The following is a 14,530-nucleotide window of genomic DNA, read 5'->3' as shown; positions in this document are numbered from 1 at the left end:
TGGTACTGCAGGGGGGACCCTGTGGGAGAGTAGGACGCCGCCGAACAATCATTGTGGGGAAGCCCCGTGCCGATGGCACGGGGCTTTTCTGCGTTCCCGGCCAGGGTCAAAGGGCCTCAGGCCGGGCTCCCCCGTTGCCCGCGCTACAGACGCCCTGCCGCTTTGAGTGCCAGGTACGCGTCGGCGAGTGCGGGTGCGAAATCGTCCGGTGGGGCGTCGACAATCCCCACGCCGTGGCTACGGAGCCGGTCCGCGGTGCGGCGACGTTGAGCCTCGGCCTCGACGCCGGCGGCCGCCTCGTATATCGCGTCCACTGTCCCGCGTGCCTCGGCCATGGCCGCGATGCGCGGGTCACTCACTGCTGCGACCACGACCGTGTGCCGCTGAGTGAGCTGGGGTAGCACGGGCAGCAGCCCCTCCTCCACGGGAGCAGCGTCGAGGCTCGTCAGAAGCACCACGAGCGAACGCCGAGGTGCCTGCGCGATGGCTGCGGCAACGAGCCCTCGCGCGTCGGTCTCGACGAGCTCCGGTTCCAGCGGTGTCAGGGCATCGACCACGGCCGCCAGGACATCCCCGGCAGGCCGGCCCTGGACTCTCGCCCTCGTGCCGCGGCTGTAGGCGAGCAGACCGAGACGGTCGCCGGCCCGATGAACGAGTGCGGTGAGAAGCAAGGCCGCGTCCATCGCCGCGTCGAGCCGGGGCACATCGCCCACCCGGCCCGCTGAAGTACGTCCGGTATCGATGACGACGAGGACATGCCGGTCGCGTTCGGGGCGCCAGGTCCGCACGGCGACCGCGGACTGCCGAGCGGTCGCACGCCAGTCGATCGACCGGACGTCGTCGCCGGGAACGTAGGCGCGCAGACTGTCGAACTCCGTGCCCGCCCCGCGCGTGAGAAGGCTGGTGCGGCCGTCCAGTTCGCGCATTCTAGCCAGCCGCGAAGGGAGATGCTTCCGGCTTGGGAACGGTGGAAGGACGCGCACCGTCCATGGCACGCGATGGCTGCCCTGGCGTGCGGCCAGGCCCAGAGGCCCGTACGAGCGGACAGTGATCTGCTCGGCCCGACGGTCACCCCGGCGGGTGGGACGAAGAATCGTGGTGATCCGCCTCCGTTCGCCGGGTGGGACGGTCAGTTTGTGCCGGGAGACGGCCGGCCCGGTTCCGGGCAGCCAGCTGCTCGGCGGCCATGCATCGCGGAGGTGTGCCCGCAGCGGGCGTCGGGAAGGATTGACTACGGTGAGTTGCACTTCTGCCAGGTCGCCAAGTCGAACGGATGTGTCACCGGATCGGGTGAACTGTAGCGTTCGCACTGGCGCGGCCAGGGCGTAGTCGCACAGAATCGCAAGTGAGAGCGGGACATCGACCGCGAGCATTCCCGTCCAGCTCGGGGCCACGATGCCTACAGGGAGTGATCCCAGAGCCGCCAGCAGGGCGGCGCGTCCGGTGAGGGCCACGGTTCATCGCCTCACCGGGGCACGGGGACTTGGGCGAGCACAGCGGAGATGACGGAGTCGGGGGTGACCCCTTCCATCTGGGCTTCGGGGCGCAGTTGGAGGCGGTGTCGCAGCGTCGGGAGGGCCAGGGCCTTCACATCGTCCGGGGTCACATAGTCGCGGCCGGTGAGCCAGGCCCAGGCTCGGGCGGTGGACAGCAGGGCGGTGGCTCCACGGGGGGAGACACCGAGAGACACCGAGGGGGAATCACGCGTGGCGCGACAGATATCGACTACGTAGCCGACGATTTCGGGGGATACGGCTGTGTTGGCGACGGCGACGCGGGCGGCTTCGAGGTCTGCGGTCCCGGCGACCGGGCGTATGCCCGCGGCCTTCAGATCACGGGGATCGAATCCGTCGGCATGACGGGTCAGGACAGCGACCTCGTCGTCACGCGTGGGTAGCGGGACGGTCAGTTTCAGTAGGAACCTGTCCAGTTGGGCTTCGGGGAGGGGGTACGTGCCCTCGTACTCAACCGGGTTCTGCGTCGCGGCGACGAGGAAGGGGTCGGGCAGCGGGCGGGGCGTGCCGTCGACAGTGACCTGACGCTCTTCCATTGCCTCCAGCAGGGAGGACTGCGTTTTGGGAGGGGTCCGGTTGATCTCGTCTGCGAGGAGGAGGTTGGTGAAGACGGGGCCGGGTTGGAAGGAGAACTCGGTCGTGCGCGCGTCATAGACGAGGGACCCGGTGACATCGCTCGGCATCAGGTCAGGTGTGAACTGCACTCGCTTGGTGTCCAGTTCGAGCGAGGCGGCGAGGGCTCGGACCAGCAGGGTCTTGGCCACGCCGGGGACGCCTTCCAGCAGGACGTGCCCTCGGCAGAGCAGGGCGACGACGAGCCCGGTGACGGCGGGTTCCTGGCCGACCACGGCCTTGGCTATCTCGGAGCGCAGTGCTTCCAGGGCGGCGCGTGCTGCGTCGAGGGTGTCGGCGCCCTCGGGTCCGTCGGTGGTTCCAGTTGTCCCGGTGGTTGCGGGAGGCGGGGCGCTCATGAGGTGCGGACCTCTCTTTCGAGGGAGTCGAGTTGGTCGGCCAGCAGTACGAGGGCCCGGTCGTCGGAGGGGGCGGGGCCGAACAACAGGTCACTGAGATCGCCTCGGGCTGGACCGAGGCGGGCGGACAGAGCGGGGAGGAGCACTACGGGGGCGTGAGCGTCCCGGGGGGAGACACCGGTGAGTGGCGCCAGATTGGTGCGGGTGGCGTGGCGGAGTGATGCGGCGGCGCGGTCGCGGGCGTTCGCCCTGCGGCTGAGTCGGGCTCGGCCTTCGGCGGACTCTGAGGCCCGGATGGCCACGGGCAGGTGCTCGTGGACGAGAGGGCCCAGACGGCGGGCCCGCCAGACCGCTGCGAGGAGGGCGGCGACGGCGAGTTGCAGCGTGCCCCACAGCCAGCCGGATGGGATCAGCTCGACGAAGCTGCTTCGGCCGCCTGCGGTGCCTTTGTCGGTGTCGTCGTCGGCCGTGCTGCCGGTGACGGAGGGATCGGTGAGCGAGGGGAGGTACCAGACCAGATGAGGGCGGGAACCGAGGAGTTGCAGGGCCAGGGACGCGTTGCCCTGGTGATCGAGGCGCTTGTTGTACAGGAAGTCGGGGGAGCCGAGGAGAACGGTCTCGCCGGCTGCGGGCTCGTGCACGAGAAGCAGGGAGGGCAGGCCCTCTGCGGAGTAGCAGGCATCGGCATCGAGGCCATCGGCGTCGTAGCGGACGCCGCCCGTCTCGACGGCTCCGGCTCTCCGGGCCGCTGGCAGGGCGCAGTACGGGGCACGTGCGACCACGGGGACGGCGGCCTTCGCCCGCACGCCGGGGGCCAGCGTGTCGAGGGAGGGGGAGTCGGCGCCCAGGAGCACGGTGCGGCCGGACATGCCGGCGGTTGCTGTGCGCAGAGCCTTCTGTTGGTGGGGCGTCAGCAGATTGGGGGTGGTGACCAGCAGTGTTGTGTCGGGTCCGGTCGCGGACGCGGCTTCGCGGAGGGTGGTGACGACGCGGACGGATATGCCGTGCTCCTTGAGGAGTTCGGCGATGGCCCTGCTGCCGTAGCGGTCGGCCGAGCGGGGGTCCAGGCGGCCGTGCTGGTCCCCGGAGCGGGCGGCCGCCAGGGCTGTCGCGGCGACGACGAGAAGAAGGACGGCGAGCAGCACTCCCCGGGAGCGGCGCCATACCTCGTGGGGCGTGATGGATATGGAGGTGGAAGGACCGGACGGGACGGTGGCGGCCGGTGTCATTCGGCGGCCCCCTCGCGTGCGGCGGTCAGCCGTGGAGTGGCGGTTTCGACGGCACGGTCGAGGTCGAGCAGAGTCAGATACGCCGGGCGGTCGGCGGAGCGGCCTCCGTATGTGACGTCGTCGAAGACCCGGGCCGCCGCCCGTAGGCGTGTGGCGTACGTGGGAAGGGCGCGGCCCGCTTCTGCGGCCGCTTCGTCGGCGGTGCGTCCGGGGCGGGGATCCAGAAGGGCCCGTTCTTCGAGCGAGCGGACGATGGCACGCATCCGTTCCTGGACGGCCTGGTTCCAGCGGTCGGCGGCAGCGTGGGCGTCGGCGGCGGCACGGTGCTGCGCTGCGCTGCGCGGGCCGTGCGCGAAGAGCGTGTCAGTGGGCCTCCGGCCGGGCAGTGGGGCGCCCAGCCGCCATCGAAGCGCGGCGGCCAGGGCGAAGACGGTCAGGAGGAGGACGATCAGGCCGGCAGGGCCGCCCGGTGCGGCGACGGAGGCCGCTGAGACGACATCGCCGAACCAGGTCCACAGGTGGTCCAGAGCGCGCTGGAGGGGATTCGGGTCATTCTCGTGGTACGCACCTTTGGACAGTTCGCGGCGGGCCGCCTCCCGCGCGGGGAGGCGGCCGGTGTCCACGGGGGCGCCGCCGCTCGCTCGTACCAGCAGTCGCGCTGCCACGTCGCGCGCCCCCGACACGGTGTCAGTTCCTGTTGTCGAAGCCGGGCAGGCCCGCTGCCCTGGCCAGGTCGAGGTCCAGCGCTTCGCGGCGGATGCGCTGGTCCACGTAGAGAAGGGCCATGACTCCGGCGGAGAGCGGATACGTGATGGTGGCGGCGACCACGTCACCGATGGCGGAGACGATCAGGAACGGCCAGCCGAACTCGGTGGCTTCCCCGGAGAGGAAGGAGCTCAGCGAGCCGTCGTCCACGCCGACCGCGAGGAGGCCGAAGGGGATGCCGACCACCAGCCCCACGATGAGCGTCAGCAGCCAGGTCAGGGCGAGAATGCCGAACGTCCGCCACCAGGCGTCACGGACAAGCTTCGCGGAGCGCCGCATGGAGGCGGCGATCGGCTGCCGCTCCAGCATGAGCGCGGGGGCGGCCAGGCTGAACCGGACCGACAGCCAGAGGAAGACGGCCGTCGCGGCGAGCAGCCCGAGGAATGCGAGGCCCGCTCCTGCCGTGTCGCCGACCAGGAAGCCGGGGAGGATGCCGGCGGTCATGATCGCGCCGCCCATGACGGCGAGCAGGAGGGTCAGCCCCAGCAGGGGGAGCAGCCTGGGGCGGGCTTCGGTCCAGGCTTCGGACAGGGTGACCGGGCGGCCCAGCACCGAGCGGCTGATCACCACGGTCAGTACCGACGTGGTGAAGATCGTGGCCAGCATCGAGACCAGCAGGGGTGGGGCGAGGTCAAGGAGGCTGTAGCGGAGGGATTCGGTGGCCTGCCGAAGTGCCTCGGAGCCGGTGGCGTTGCTGTCCACCGTGGGCGGGTCGGGCAGCAGGTAGCGCTGGATGAGGAGGATGGCGGCCTGGGCGACCACGGAGACCGCGAGCGTGATGCCCAGGACCGTGCGCCAGTGGGCGCGCATGGTGGAGACGGCGCCGTCGAGGATCTCGCCGATGCCGAGTGGCCGGAGCGGGATGACGCCGGGCTTCGCCGCCGGTGGTGGGCCGCCCCAGCCGGCTCCTTGCGGCGGGGTGCCCCAGCCGGATTCCCGCGGCGGGGCGTTCCAGCCGGTGCCCGTGCCGGGGCCAGGTGCCGGGGTGCCCCAGCCCGGGTGGGGCGGCGGGGCGGCGGGGCCGGTTCCGGTGGGGCTCGGCGGGGACCACTGGCCGGCGGGCGGCTGCTGGGCGGCCCATGCTCCCGGGGGGACGGCGTCGTCAGCCGGTTCGGAGGGGCGGGGGATGCCCGCTCCGAGGCGGTCCGTGTCCCGGTCGGTCTGCTCCTGGCCGTCGGTCTCCCGGCGGTCCGCTTCCTGGCCCGGACCTTCCTGACTCGGGCCGTCCTGACCTGCCGCTTCCTGGCCGGGGGCGTGCTGACCCACCGTTTCCCGGTCGGCCGTTGCTCGGGTCGGCACCTCGCGGTCGGCCGGCTCGTGGTGATCCGTTGGGCGGCCGTTCGTCTGCTGGTCGTCGGAGGGGGCGGATCCGGGCGAGGCCCAGCCCGGAGTGTCGTTCATTGTCGCTCCTTCGCGGTCCTGTCCGCGTGGCGCGGCGTCAGGGTGGCAGCCATCGTGCCACGCGTCGATGCTGTCCGGGCCTGGCCCCGTGACCGGCTCGTGCCTTCAAGTCCGGGTGGGTCACCGGGCAGACTGGGTGGATGGCTGATCAGGACGCGCAATCGCCGGTGGGCAGCGAGCCCAACGGACTACCGTCAATTCGCTGGGACGAGCCTCCGGAAGGCCCCGTGCTGGTGCTCCTCGACCAGAGGCGGCTGCCCGCGGAGGAGACGGAGCTGGTGTGCACCGATGTGCCCGCTCTGGTGGACGCGATCAGGTCCCTTGCCGTGCGGGGAGCGCCCCTGCTGGGGATCGCCGGTGCTTACGGTGTGGCGCTGGCCGCGCTGCGGGGCTATGACGTGGCGGAGGCCACCGGGCTCCTGGAGCGGGCGCGGCCCACCGCCGTGAACCTGGGATACGGCGTGCGCCGGGCCGCCGCTGCCTACTGGGCGGCGCTCGACAAGGGGGCCGGTCAGGAGCGGGCGGGGGCGGCCGCGCTGGCGGAGGCCAGGGCTCTGCACCGGGAGGATGCCGAGGCCAGCGTGCGGATGGCAGAGCACGGGCTTGCCCTGCTGGACGAGCTGGTTCCGGGCGGGGGCCTCAGGCTGCTGACCCACTGCAACACGGGGGCACTCGTCTCCGGGGGCGAGGGCACCGCGTTCGCGGTGGCGCTCGGGGCCCACCGACAAGGGCGGCTGAGGCGGCTGTGGGTGGACGAGACGCGCCCGCTGTTGCAGGGCGCCCGGCTGACCGCGTACGAGGCGGCGCGCAACGGCATGCCGTACAGCCTGCTCACGGACAACGCGGCGGGGTCGCTGTTCGCCGCGGGGGAGGTGGACGCCGTGCTGATCGGGGCGGACCGCATCGCCGCGGACGGGTCGGTGGCCAACAAGGTGGGGAGCTATCCGCTGGCGGTGCTCGCCAAGTACCACCACGTACCGTTCATCGTCGTGGCGCCGACGACGACCGTGGATCTGCTCACGGCGGACGGGGCGTCCATCACCGTGGAGCAGCGTTCCGGCCGGGAAGTGACGGAGCTCACAGTCCCGCCGTTCGGGGCGGGGGACGAGGAGGCGGGCGGGGTGCTCGTGGCCCCGGTGGGGACTCAGTCGTACAACCCCGCCTTCGATGTCACGCCGCCGGAGCTGGTCACGGCGATCGTCGCGGAGGAGGGCGTAATCTCGCCGGTCACGGGGGCCGGGCTGGCGGAGCTGTGTGCCAGATCATCGCAGGTAACGATTAGCTAATGGGATGATGTCGTTTATGAAGGGACGCGTCCTTGTCGTCGACGACGACACCGCACTGGCCGAGATGCTCGGGATTGTGCTGCGTGGTGAGGGTTTCGAGCCGTCGTTCGTAGCGGACGGCGACAAGGCACTTGCTGCATTTCGAGAGGCGAAGCCGGACCTGGTCCTGCTCGACCTCATGCTGCCCGGCAGGGACGGCATCGAGGTCTGCAGGCTGATCAGGGCCGAGTCGGGTGTGCCGATCGTCATGCTCACTGCCAAGAGCGACACGGTTGACGTGGTGGTGGGCCTGGAATCCGGGGCCGACGACTACATCGTCAAGCCGTTCAAACCGAAGGAGTTGGTGGCCCGGATCAGGGCACGTCTGCGCAGGTCCGAAGAGCCGGCCCCGGAGCAGCTGACCATCGGGGACCTGGTCATAGACGTCGCCGGGCACTCGGTGAAGCGGGACGGGCAGTCCATTGCCCTGACGCCGCTGGAGTTCGACCTGCTGGTCGCGCTCGCGCGCAAGCCGTGGCAGGTCTTCACCCGCGAGGTGCTCCTGGAGCAGGTCTGGGGTTACCGGCACGCGGCGGACACCCGTCTGGTCAACGTGCATGTGCAGCGGCTCCGCTCCAAGGTCGAGAAGGACCCGGAGCGGCCGGAGATCGTGGTGACGGTCCGAGGCGTCGGTTACAAGGCCGGACCGAGCTGACATGTCCCTGGGTAGCACTGCTCCGAAGCCCGGGGAGCCGGGAGTCCGTGCGGAGCGGGCTGCCGGTTCAGGGCACACCTCGTCCCCCGTCGAGCGCTTCCTGCAGGGCGGCCGGTTGTTCCAGGACCGGGCGCCCGGCGGGCCGGTGCCGCGGTTGCTGATGCGCTGGGTGCGGCGTCCGCTGCTGCCCGCCGTTCGGCTGTGGCGGCGCAACCTCCAGCTGCGCGTCGTCGCGGGCACGTTGCTGATGTCGCTCGGAGTGGTGCTGCTGCTCGGCCTCGTCGTGATCGGGCAGGTGCGCAACGGCCTGCTCGACGCGAAGGGCAAGGCGGCCCAGACACAGGCCGCGGGTGGGTTCGCGGCCGCCCAGGAGAAGGCCAACGCGCCGCTCACCCCGGTCGCGGGCCAGGGCGACGACGCCGCGGACGGCACGACCGAGAACAACTCCTGGCGCACCGAGCTGGTCGACCAGCTCGCCAGTGGCGGCAAGAACGCCTTCAACGTGATGGCGCTCAGCGCCGACGAGGGCGCCCGGGCGCCCCGTGGCTCCGGGAACGTCAAGGCGACGAGCATTCCGCAGAGCCTGCGGGACGCGGTGAACAAGGGCCCCGGCGCCTTCCAGACGTACACGCTGATCCAGTACGAGGACGGGCAGGAGTCCCAGCCCGGGCTCATCGTCGGCAAGCGCCTCTACGACATCGACCGCGACCCGTACCAGCTGTACTACGTCTTCCCGCTCACGCAGGAGGAGAAGTCCCTGAACCTGGTCAAGGGCACGCTGGCGACCGCCGGCCTGTTCGTGGTGGTGCTGCTGGGCGCCATCGCCTGGTTCGTGGTGCGCCAGGTCGTCACCCCGGTACGCATGGCCGCGGGCATCGCCGAACGGCTCTCCGCCGGTCGGCTCCAGGAACGGATGAAGGTCACCGGCGAGGACGACATCGCCCGCCTCGGCGAAGCCTTCAACAAGATGGCGCAGAGCCTCCAGCTGAAGATCCAGCAGCTGGAGGAGCTGTCCCGGATGCAGCGGCGGTTCGTCTCGGACGTCTCGCACGAGCTGCGTACGCCCCTGACGACGGTACGGATGGCGGCCGACGTCATCCACGAGGCGCGGGCCGACTTCGACCCCGTGACGGCCCGGTCCGCCGAGCTGCTGGGCGACCAGCTCGACCGCTTCGAGTCGCTGCTCTCGGATCTGCTGGAGATCAGCCGCTTCGACGCTGGTGCCGCCGCGCTGGAGGCGGAGCCGATAGACCTGCGGCAGGTGGTGCGCCGGGTGATCGGCGGCGCCGAGCCGCTCGCCGAACGCAAAGGCACCCGGATCCGGGTCGTCGGTGACGAGCAGCCCGTGATCGCCGAGGCCGACGCACGGCGCGTCGAGCGCGTCCTGCGCAACCTCGTCGTCAACGCCGTCGAGCACGGGGAAGGGCGCGACGTGATCGTGCGCATGGGCGCGGCCGGCGGGGCGGTCGCCGTCGCCGTCCGGGACTACGGCGTGGGTCTGAAGCCCGGCGAGGCGACCCGGGTCTTCAACCGCTTCTGGCGGGCCGACCCGGCCCGGGCCCGGACCACCGGCGGCACCGGCCTCGGCCTCTCCATCGCGGTGGAGGACGCCCGGCTGCACGGCGGCTGGCTCCAGGCATGGGGCGAGCCCGGCGGCGGTTCGCAGTTCCGGCTGACGCTGCCGCGCACGGCGGACGAGCCGCTGCGGGGCTCGCCGATACCACTGGAGCCGGAGGACTCGCGGCGCAACCGGGAGAGCCGGGAGCGGGCCGAGGACGCCGCCACGGACGCCCCCGGCACGAACACCGCCACGGGGAGCGGGCACCGGCTGTTGGCCGTGCCCTCGCAGCACACCGTTACGGGCCGCGCTCCGCTGCCGGGCCGGGCCGCCGTGCCGGCCAGGACCGCGCCCGCCTCGGTGCACCCGGCGGCGCTGCCGGGCAACGGGGCGCGGGTGGTGCCGCGTCCCTCGGAGGAACGGCAGGGTGCCGGTCACAACGACTCTCCGGGGCGTGAACCGGGGCGGGAGGACACGATCCGTGAGGACTGACCGTCGTCGACACGGCCGTGGGCGCGTGGTGGGGGCGACCGTGCTGGCCGGGTGCGGCGCGCTCGTGCTGTCGGCGTGCGGCTCGATGCCCGTCTCCGGGGACATCAAGGCCGTCGACGCCTCGCAGCCCGGCGACTCCCAGGTGCAGGTCTACGCGGTCGCCCCACGGGACGGCGCCACCCCGAACGAGGTGGTGGACGGCTTCCTGGAGTCGATGACCAGCGACGACTCCGACTTCCGGACGACCCGCAAGTACCTCACCAAGGAAGCGTCGCGCCGGTGGAAGCCGAGCGCGGACACCACCGTGCTGGCCAAGGCGCCGAACCGGAGCGACCGCCCGGTCCACGACCACGACCGCTCTACGACCGAGGTCACCTACACGCTCACGGGGGAGCAGGTGGCGACGGTCGACGCGCAGAACGCGTACCAGCCGCTCGTCCCGACGGACTTCTCCCGGATGCTCCGGCTGGTGCGGGAGAAGACGCCGGACGGCAAGGAATGGCGCATCGACTCCGTGCCGGACGGCCTGGTGCTCGGCCAGTCCGACTTCAAGCGGCTGTACCGCTCGGTCAATAAGTACTACTTCGCGAACGGGCGGTCCGATGCGGAGGCCACCCTCGTCGCCGACCCCGTCTACCTCCGCAACCGGATCGATCCCTCGACCGGGATGGACACGGTGACGCAGGCGGTCCGCAGCCTTCTGCGGGGTCCGACCGACTGGCTCAGGCCGGCGGTCGCCTCGCGCTTCCCCAAGGGGACCGACCTCAGGAAGGGGGTCGTCTCGCTGACGCCCGACGACCGCAACGTCCTGAAGGTCCCGCTCGACAAGAAGGCGGACGGGACCGGGCAGCGGGTCTGCCAGATGATGGCCTCGCAGGTCCTGTTCACCCTCCGGGACCTGACGTCCGCGCGGGTCGAGCAGGTGGAGTTGCAGCGGTCCGACGGTTCGCCGCTGTGCGTGCTCGACGCGGACCAGGCCGAGGCGTACGCCCCCGACGCTTCCTCGGGCGGACCCGACAGCCAGTACTTCGTCGATGCCAAGGGCCGGGTGGAGCGCATTCCGGGCAGCACCAGGGGCAGCGGCGAGCCGGAGCAGGTGGCCGGTCCCTTCGGCGACGGCTCGCTGAAGGTCAGCGCGGTCGGCGTGGCCCGGGACGAGCAGTCGGCGGCGGCGCTCTCCCAGCACAACGAATCCCTCTACGTGGCCTCCATCGCCGCGGACGGCGAGCTCCCCGTACCGGCCCTGACGAGCAAGGCGGCCGACCCCGAGGACCGGCTGACGGCGCCCAGCTGGGACGGCCGGGGCGATCTCTGGGTCGCCGACCGCGACCCGCGGAACTCCCGGCTGCTGAGGCTGCCCGACGGCACGGGCAAGCCGCAGGAAGTGGCGATGCCGAGCCTGGGCGGCAGCCGGATCGCCGGGCTGCGGCTCTCCTCGGACGGGGTGCGCATAGCGCTGCTGCTGACGAAGGACGGCCACACGACTCTGAACATCGGCAGGATCGAGCGGCTCGGCCCGCAGGACGACGCCCAGGTGTCCGTGGTCGACCTGCGTCAGGCTGCGCCGCAGCTCGCGGACGTGACGGCGGTGTCCTGGTCCGGCCGCAGCCGCCTCGTGGTCGTCGGCAAGGAGCAGGGCGGCGTCCAGCAGGTCCGCTACGTGCAGGCGGACGGCTCGACGCCCTCCTCGGGCGTCCTGCCCGGGGTGAACCAGGTGCTGGCCATCGCCGCCGCCGATGACGAACAGCTGCCGCTGATGGCGGACACCTTCGGCGACGGGATAGTGAAGCTGCTTCCCGGCGACAACTGGCAGACCGTCCTCAAGGAGGGCTCGGCGCTGGTCTACCCGGGCTGACACCGTCGGCCTCCGGGGTTTTCCACAGGGGTGGCCCGCCGGCCCCGGGAGGGGCACAGTTGAGGTGTGCGGGGGTGGTGGCGGGAGATCAGCGGGCTCGTTCTTCCGGTGTCCTGCGGCGGCTGCGGCAGGACACGGACGGAGCTGTGCGAGGCGTGCGGCGCACAGCTGTCCGGCGGGGCGCCGCGCCGGGTGCGGCCCTCCCCGGAGCCGCCGGGGCTGCCCGTGGTGCATGCCGCGGCCGGTTACGAGGGCGCGGTGCGGGCGGTTCTGCTCGCCCACAAGGAGCGCGGTGTGCTCGCCATGGCGCGCCCGCTCGGCCGGGCGCTGGCGGACGCGGTACGGGCCGGAGCCGGGCGGGATCCGGACGGGCGGCCGCTGCTGCTCGTACCGGTGCCCTCCGCGCGCCGTGCGGTGGCGGCACGCGGCCACGACCCGGCTCGGCGTATCGCGCTGGCGGCGGCCGCTCAGCTGCGGCGGAACGGCGTCCCGGCGACCGTCGCCGCGGTGCTGCGGCAGCGGCGGGAGGTCGCCGACCAGTCGGGTCTGACCGCGGCGGAGCGCGCGGCCAACCTGGACGGGGCCCTGGGTGTGGCGACCGGGGGTGGGCGGCTGCTCACCGCCGGACGGGTGGTGCTGGTGGACGACCTGCTGACCACGGGGGCCACGCTGGCCGAGGCGGCCCGCGCGCTCGGCGCAGCCTGCGGGGGCGCGGGCCCCTCCGTCGTGCGCGGCGCGGCCGTGGTCGCGGCGTCCCCGTTGGCATTCGACGCAGCATGTCCCCCCGGCCGGAAAATAAACCGGAACTGGAACTGAACTTGCATCGTTGCAGGTAGTGAGTGGGTAAAAAGACCTGAACGGAGGTACGTGCGAGTAGCGGGTGCCGACAACCGTCCGAGCAGGCTATGTTCGGTTGTGAGGAATGGTGAATGCCGGCCCTCGACGAATGCACCATCAGGTTTCGGGCAGGCGACCCATCAGTGGTTCGGAAACCGGAAATCCGGTGGGGTGGAAACCCCGCCGGCTGGGGAGGAGGAGGTGGAAGTCACCGAGTCCGCGGCCCCGGCCACCCCCGGGGCCTGGTGCAAAAGGGAGATGCTCCGCCGTCGAGCGGAGCGATCCGGGAACGGAGTTCTGCGTGGACATCGTCGTCAAGGGCCGCAAGACCGAGGTGCCCGAGCGGTTCCGCAAGCACGTGGCCGAGAAGCTGAAGCTGGACAAGATCCAGAAGTTCGACGGCAAGGTGATCAGCCTCGACGTGGAGGTGTCCAAGGAGCCGAACCCTCGTCAGGCAGACCGCTCCGACCGGGTGGAGATCACGCTCCGCTCGCGTGGGCCGGTCATCAGGGCAGAAGCGGCCGCAGGCGACCCGTACGCAGCGCTGGACCTGGCCACCGGCAAGCTGGAGGCCCGGCTGCGCAAGCAGCACGACAAGCGCTACAGCCGCCGGGGCACGGGACGTATCCCCGCTGCCGAGGTCGGAGAGATGGTGCCGGACGCGGCATCCTTCAACGGTGACGGCGAGCTGATTCCCGACGAGACGGCACAGTCCGTACCCACCACCAGGATCGGTTCGCTCGAGGTGCAGGGCGAAGGACCGCTGGTGATGCGCGAGAAGACGCACGTCGCGGCGCCCATGTCGCTCGACCAGGCTCTCTACGAGATGGAGCTGGTCGGACACGACTTCTATCTGTTCGTGGACAACGAGACGAAGGAACCCAGTGTCGTCTACCGGCGGCACGCCTACGACTACGGTGTCATTCATCTGAGGACCGACCCGCTGGCCGCCGACGAGGCGGGCGGCGCGGGCGGCGCGCTCGGCGGCTGACGCCACCATCGAGTGGTGCCCCTGGAGCGTCCGCACGCCCCCGGGGCACCCGTCTGTCACCAAGTCATCACCGCACTGACGTCCCGGCATGAAATCATGGCGACCCAAGCCAATCGGTGCTCTGTGAACTGCCGTTGGCGGACCGTTCGTGAATTTCAGGCCGTGGCCTTCAGGGGGAGGAACGATGGCGGACACCTTCGGGCCCGTGCGCGACGCGAGTGATGCCGACGACGCACGCGACCTCGGTGGTGCGGACCGGGACGGCGGCTACCGCAAGGAGCCCATCCGGGTCCTCGTGGTGGACGACCACGCGCTCTTCCGCAGAGGTCTGGAGATCGTCCTCGCGCACGAGGAGGACATCGAGGTCGTCGGCGAGGCCGGGGACGGCGCCGAGGCGGTCGACAAGGCCGCCGACCTGCTCCCGGACATCGTGCTGATGGACGTGCGGATGCCCCGGCGCGGCGGAATCGAAGCCTGCACGTCCATCAAGGAAGTGGCCCCCAGCGCGAAGATCATCATGCTGACGATCAGCGACGAGGAGGCCGATCTCTACGAGGCGATCAAGGCCGGGGCCACGGGTTATCTCCTCAAGGAGATCTCCACGGACGAAGTGTCCACCGCCATTCGCGCGGTCGCCGACGGGCAGTCGCAGATCAGCCCGTCCATGGCGTCGAAACTGCTCACCGAGTTCAAGTCGATGATCCAGCGCACCGACGAACGCCGGCTGGTGCCGGCGCCCCGGCTCACCGAACGGGAACTGGAAGTCCTCAAACTGGTCGCGACCGGCATGAACAATCGCGATATCGCCAAGCAACTGTTCATTTCCGAGAACACCGTGAAGAACCACGTCCGCAACATTCTGGAGAAGCTCCAGCTCCACTCCCGGATGGAAGCGGTCGTCTACGCGATGCGGGAGAAGATCCTGGAGATCCGGTGA

General features: G+C 71.2%; 12 protein-coding genes. 7 read left to right on the top strand and 5 right to left on the bottom strand.

What is annotated here, in order from left to right; translation table 11 throughout:
• Positions 1–143: 143 nt before the first annotated feature.
• The 5 genes from AB0L33_RS16755 to AB0L33_RS16735 form a co-directional block, all read right to left on the bottom strand.
• A complete protein-coding gene (locus AB0L33_RS16755; RefSeq protein WP_365681977.1) occupies positions 144–1,454 on the bottom strand; it encodes a DUF58 domain-containing protein in 1,311 nt (436 codons plus the stop codon).
• A gap of 11 nt (positions 1,455–1,465) precedes the next feature.
• Positions 1,466–2,485, bottom strand: coding sequence for a MoxR family ATPase (locus AB0L33_RS16750; RefSeq protein ID WP_365681976.1), 1,020 nt, complete (start codon positions 2,483–2,485; stop codon positions 1,466–1,468).
• The gene (locus AB0L33_RS16745; protein WP_365681974.1) at positions 2,482–3,714 is read right to left on the bottom strand and encodes a DUF4350 domain-containing protein; all 1,233 of its coding nucleotides are present in this window, start codon (positions 3,712–3,714) and stop codon (positions 2,482–2,484) included. The genes AB0L33_RS16750 and AB0L33_RS16745 overlap by 4 nt, the downstream gene beginning before the upstream one ends.
• Positions 3,711–4,337 (bottom strand): DUF4129 domain-containing protein, encoded by a 627-nt coding sequence (locus AB0L33_RS16740; protein ID WP_365682007.1) that lies wholly within the window; start codon positions 4,335–4,337, stop codon positions 3,711–3,713. Before AB0L33_RS16740 ends, AB0L33_RS16745 begins: the two co-directional genes overlap by 4 nt.
• Before the next feature lie 64 nt (positions 4,338–4,401).
• Positions 4,402–5,880, bottom strand: a complete 1,479-nt coding sequence (locus tag AB0L33_RS16735) for a glycerophosphoryl diester phosphodiesterase membrane domain-containing protein (RefSeq protein WP_365681972.1) — start codon at positions 5,878–5,880, stop codon at positions 4,402–4,404.
• 140 nt (positions 5,881–6,020) lie between these two features.
• On the opposite strand from AB0L33_RS16735, the gene mtnA reads away from it, so the two are divergent.
• The 7 genes from mtnA to AB0L33_RS16700 all read left to right on the top strand — a co-directional run bounded on the left by mtnA (position 6,021) and on the right by AB0L33_RS16700 (position 14,530).
• Entirely contained in the window at positions 6,021–7,166 is a 1,146-nt protein-coding gene (gene mtnA / locus AB0L33_RS16730) for an S-methyl-5-thioribose-1-phosphate isomerase (protein ID WP_365681970.1), read from the top strand.
• Positions 7,167–7,170: 4 nt separating this feature from the next.
• On the top strand, positions 7,171–7,860 hold the full coding sequence (gene mtrA, locus AB0L33_RS16725; protein WP_005316841.1) for a two-component system response regulator MtrA: 690 nt from the start codon (positions 7,171–7,173) through the stop codon (positions 7,858–7,860).
• Position 7,861: 1 nt separating this feature from the next.
• Entirely contained in the window at positions 7,862–9,910 is a 2,049-nt protein-coding gene (gene mtrB, locus AB0L33_RS16720) for an MtrAB system histidine kinase MtrB (RefSeq protein WP_365681967.1), read from the top strand.
• An 85-nt stretch (positions 9,911–9,995) separates the two neighbouring features.
• Entirely contained in the window at positions 9,996–11,765 is a 1,770-nt protein-coding gene (locus tag AB0L33_RS16715; protein ID WP_365682005.1) for an LpqB family beta-propeller domain-containing protein, read from the top strand.
• Positions 11,766–11,831: 66 nt separating this feature from the next.
• Positions 11,832–12,581, top strand: coding sequence for a ComF family protein (locus tag AB0L33_RS16710; protein ID WP_365681965.1), 750 nt, complete (start codon positions 11,832–11,834; stop codon positions 12,579–12,581).
• 322 nt (positions 12,582–12,903) lie between these two features.
• Positions 12,904–13,593 (top strand): ribosome-associated translation inhibitor RaiA, encoded by a 690-nt coding sequence (gene raiA, locus AB0L33_RS16705; protein ID WP_361035379.1) that lies wholly within the window; start codon positions 12,904–12,906, stop codon positions 13,591–13,593.
• A 184-nt stretch (positions 13,594–13,777) separates the two neighbouring features.
• Positions 13,778–14,530, top strand: coding sequence for a response regulator transcription factor (locus tag AB0L33_RS16700; protein WP_365681963.1), 753 nt, complete (start codon positions 13,778–13,780; stop codon positions 14,528–14,530).

The sequence above is a fragment of the Streptomyces sp. NPDC052299 genome, from assembly GCF_040679335.1.
Taxonomy (GTDB): Bacteria; Actinomycetota; Actinomycetes; order Streptomycetales; family Streptomycetaceae; genus Streptomyces.
The sequence above is the reverse complement of the archived record's forward strand: the minus strand, read 5'-3'. Positions and strand labels throughout refer to the sequence as shown.

Coding starts and splice junctions, on each gene's coding strand:
- mtrB (WP_365681967.1), top strand. CDS start 7,862: ATGTCCCTGGGTAGCACTGCTCCGAAGCCCGGGGAGCCGGGAGTCCGT.
- AB0L33_RS16715 (WP_365682005.1), top strand. CDS start 9,996: ATGCCCGTCTCCGGGGACATCAAGGCCGTCGACGCCTCGCAGCCCGGC.
- AB0L33_RS16700 (WP_365681963.1), top strand. CDS start 13,778: ATGGCGGACACCTTCGGGCCCGTGCGCGACGCGAGTGATGCCGACGAC.
- AB0L33_RS16735 (WP_365681972.1), bottom strand. CDS start 5,880: ATGAACGACACTCCGGGCTGGGCCTCGCCCGGATCCGCCCCCTCCGAC.
- AB0L33_RS16750 (WP_365681976.1), bottom strand. CDS start 2,485: ATGAGCGCCCCGCCTCCCGCAACCACCGGGACAACTGGAACCACCGAC.
- AB0L33_RS16745 (WP_365681974.1), bottom strand. CDS start 3,714: ATGACACCGGCCGCCACCGTCCCGTCCGGTCCTTCCACCTCCATATCC.
- mtnA (WP_365681970.1), top strand. CDS start 6,021: ATGGCTGATCAGGACGCGCAATCGCCGGTGGGCAGCGAGCCCAACGGA.
- mtrA (WP_005316841.1), top strand. CDS start 7,171: ATGATGTCGTTTATGAAGGGACGCGTCCTTGTCGTCGACGACGACACC.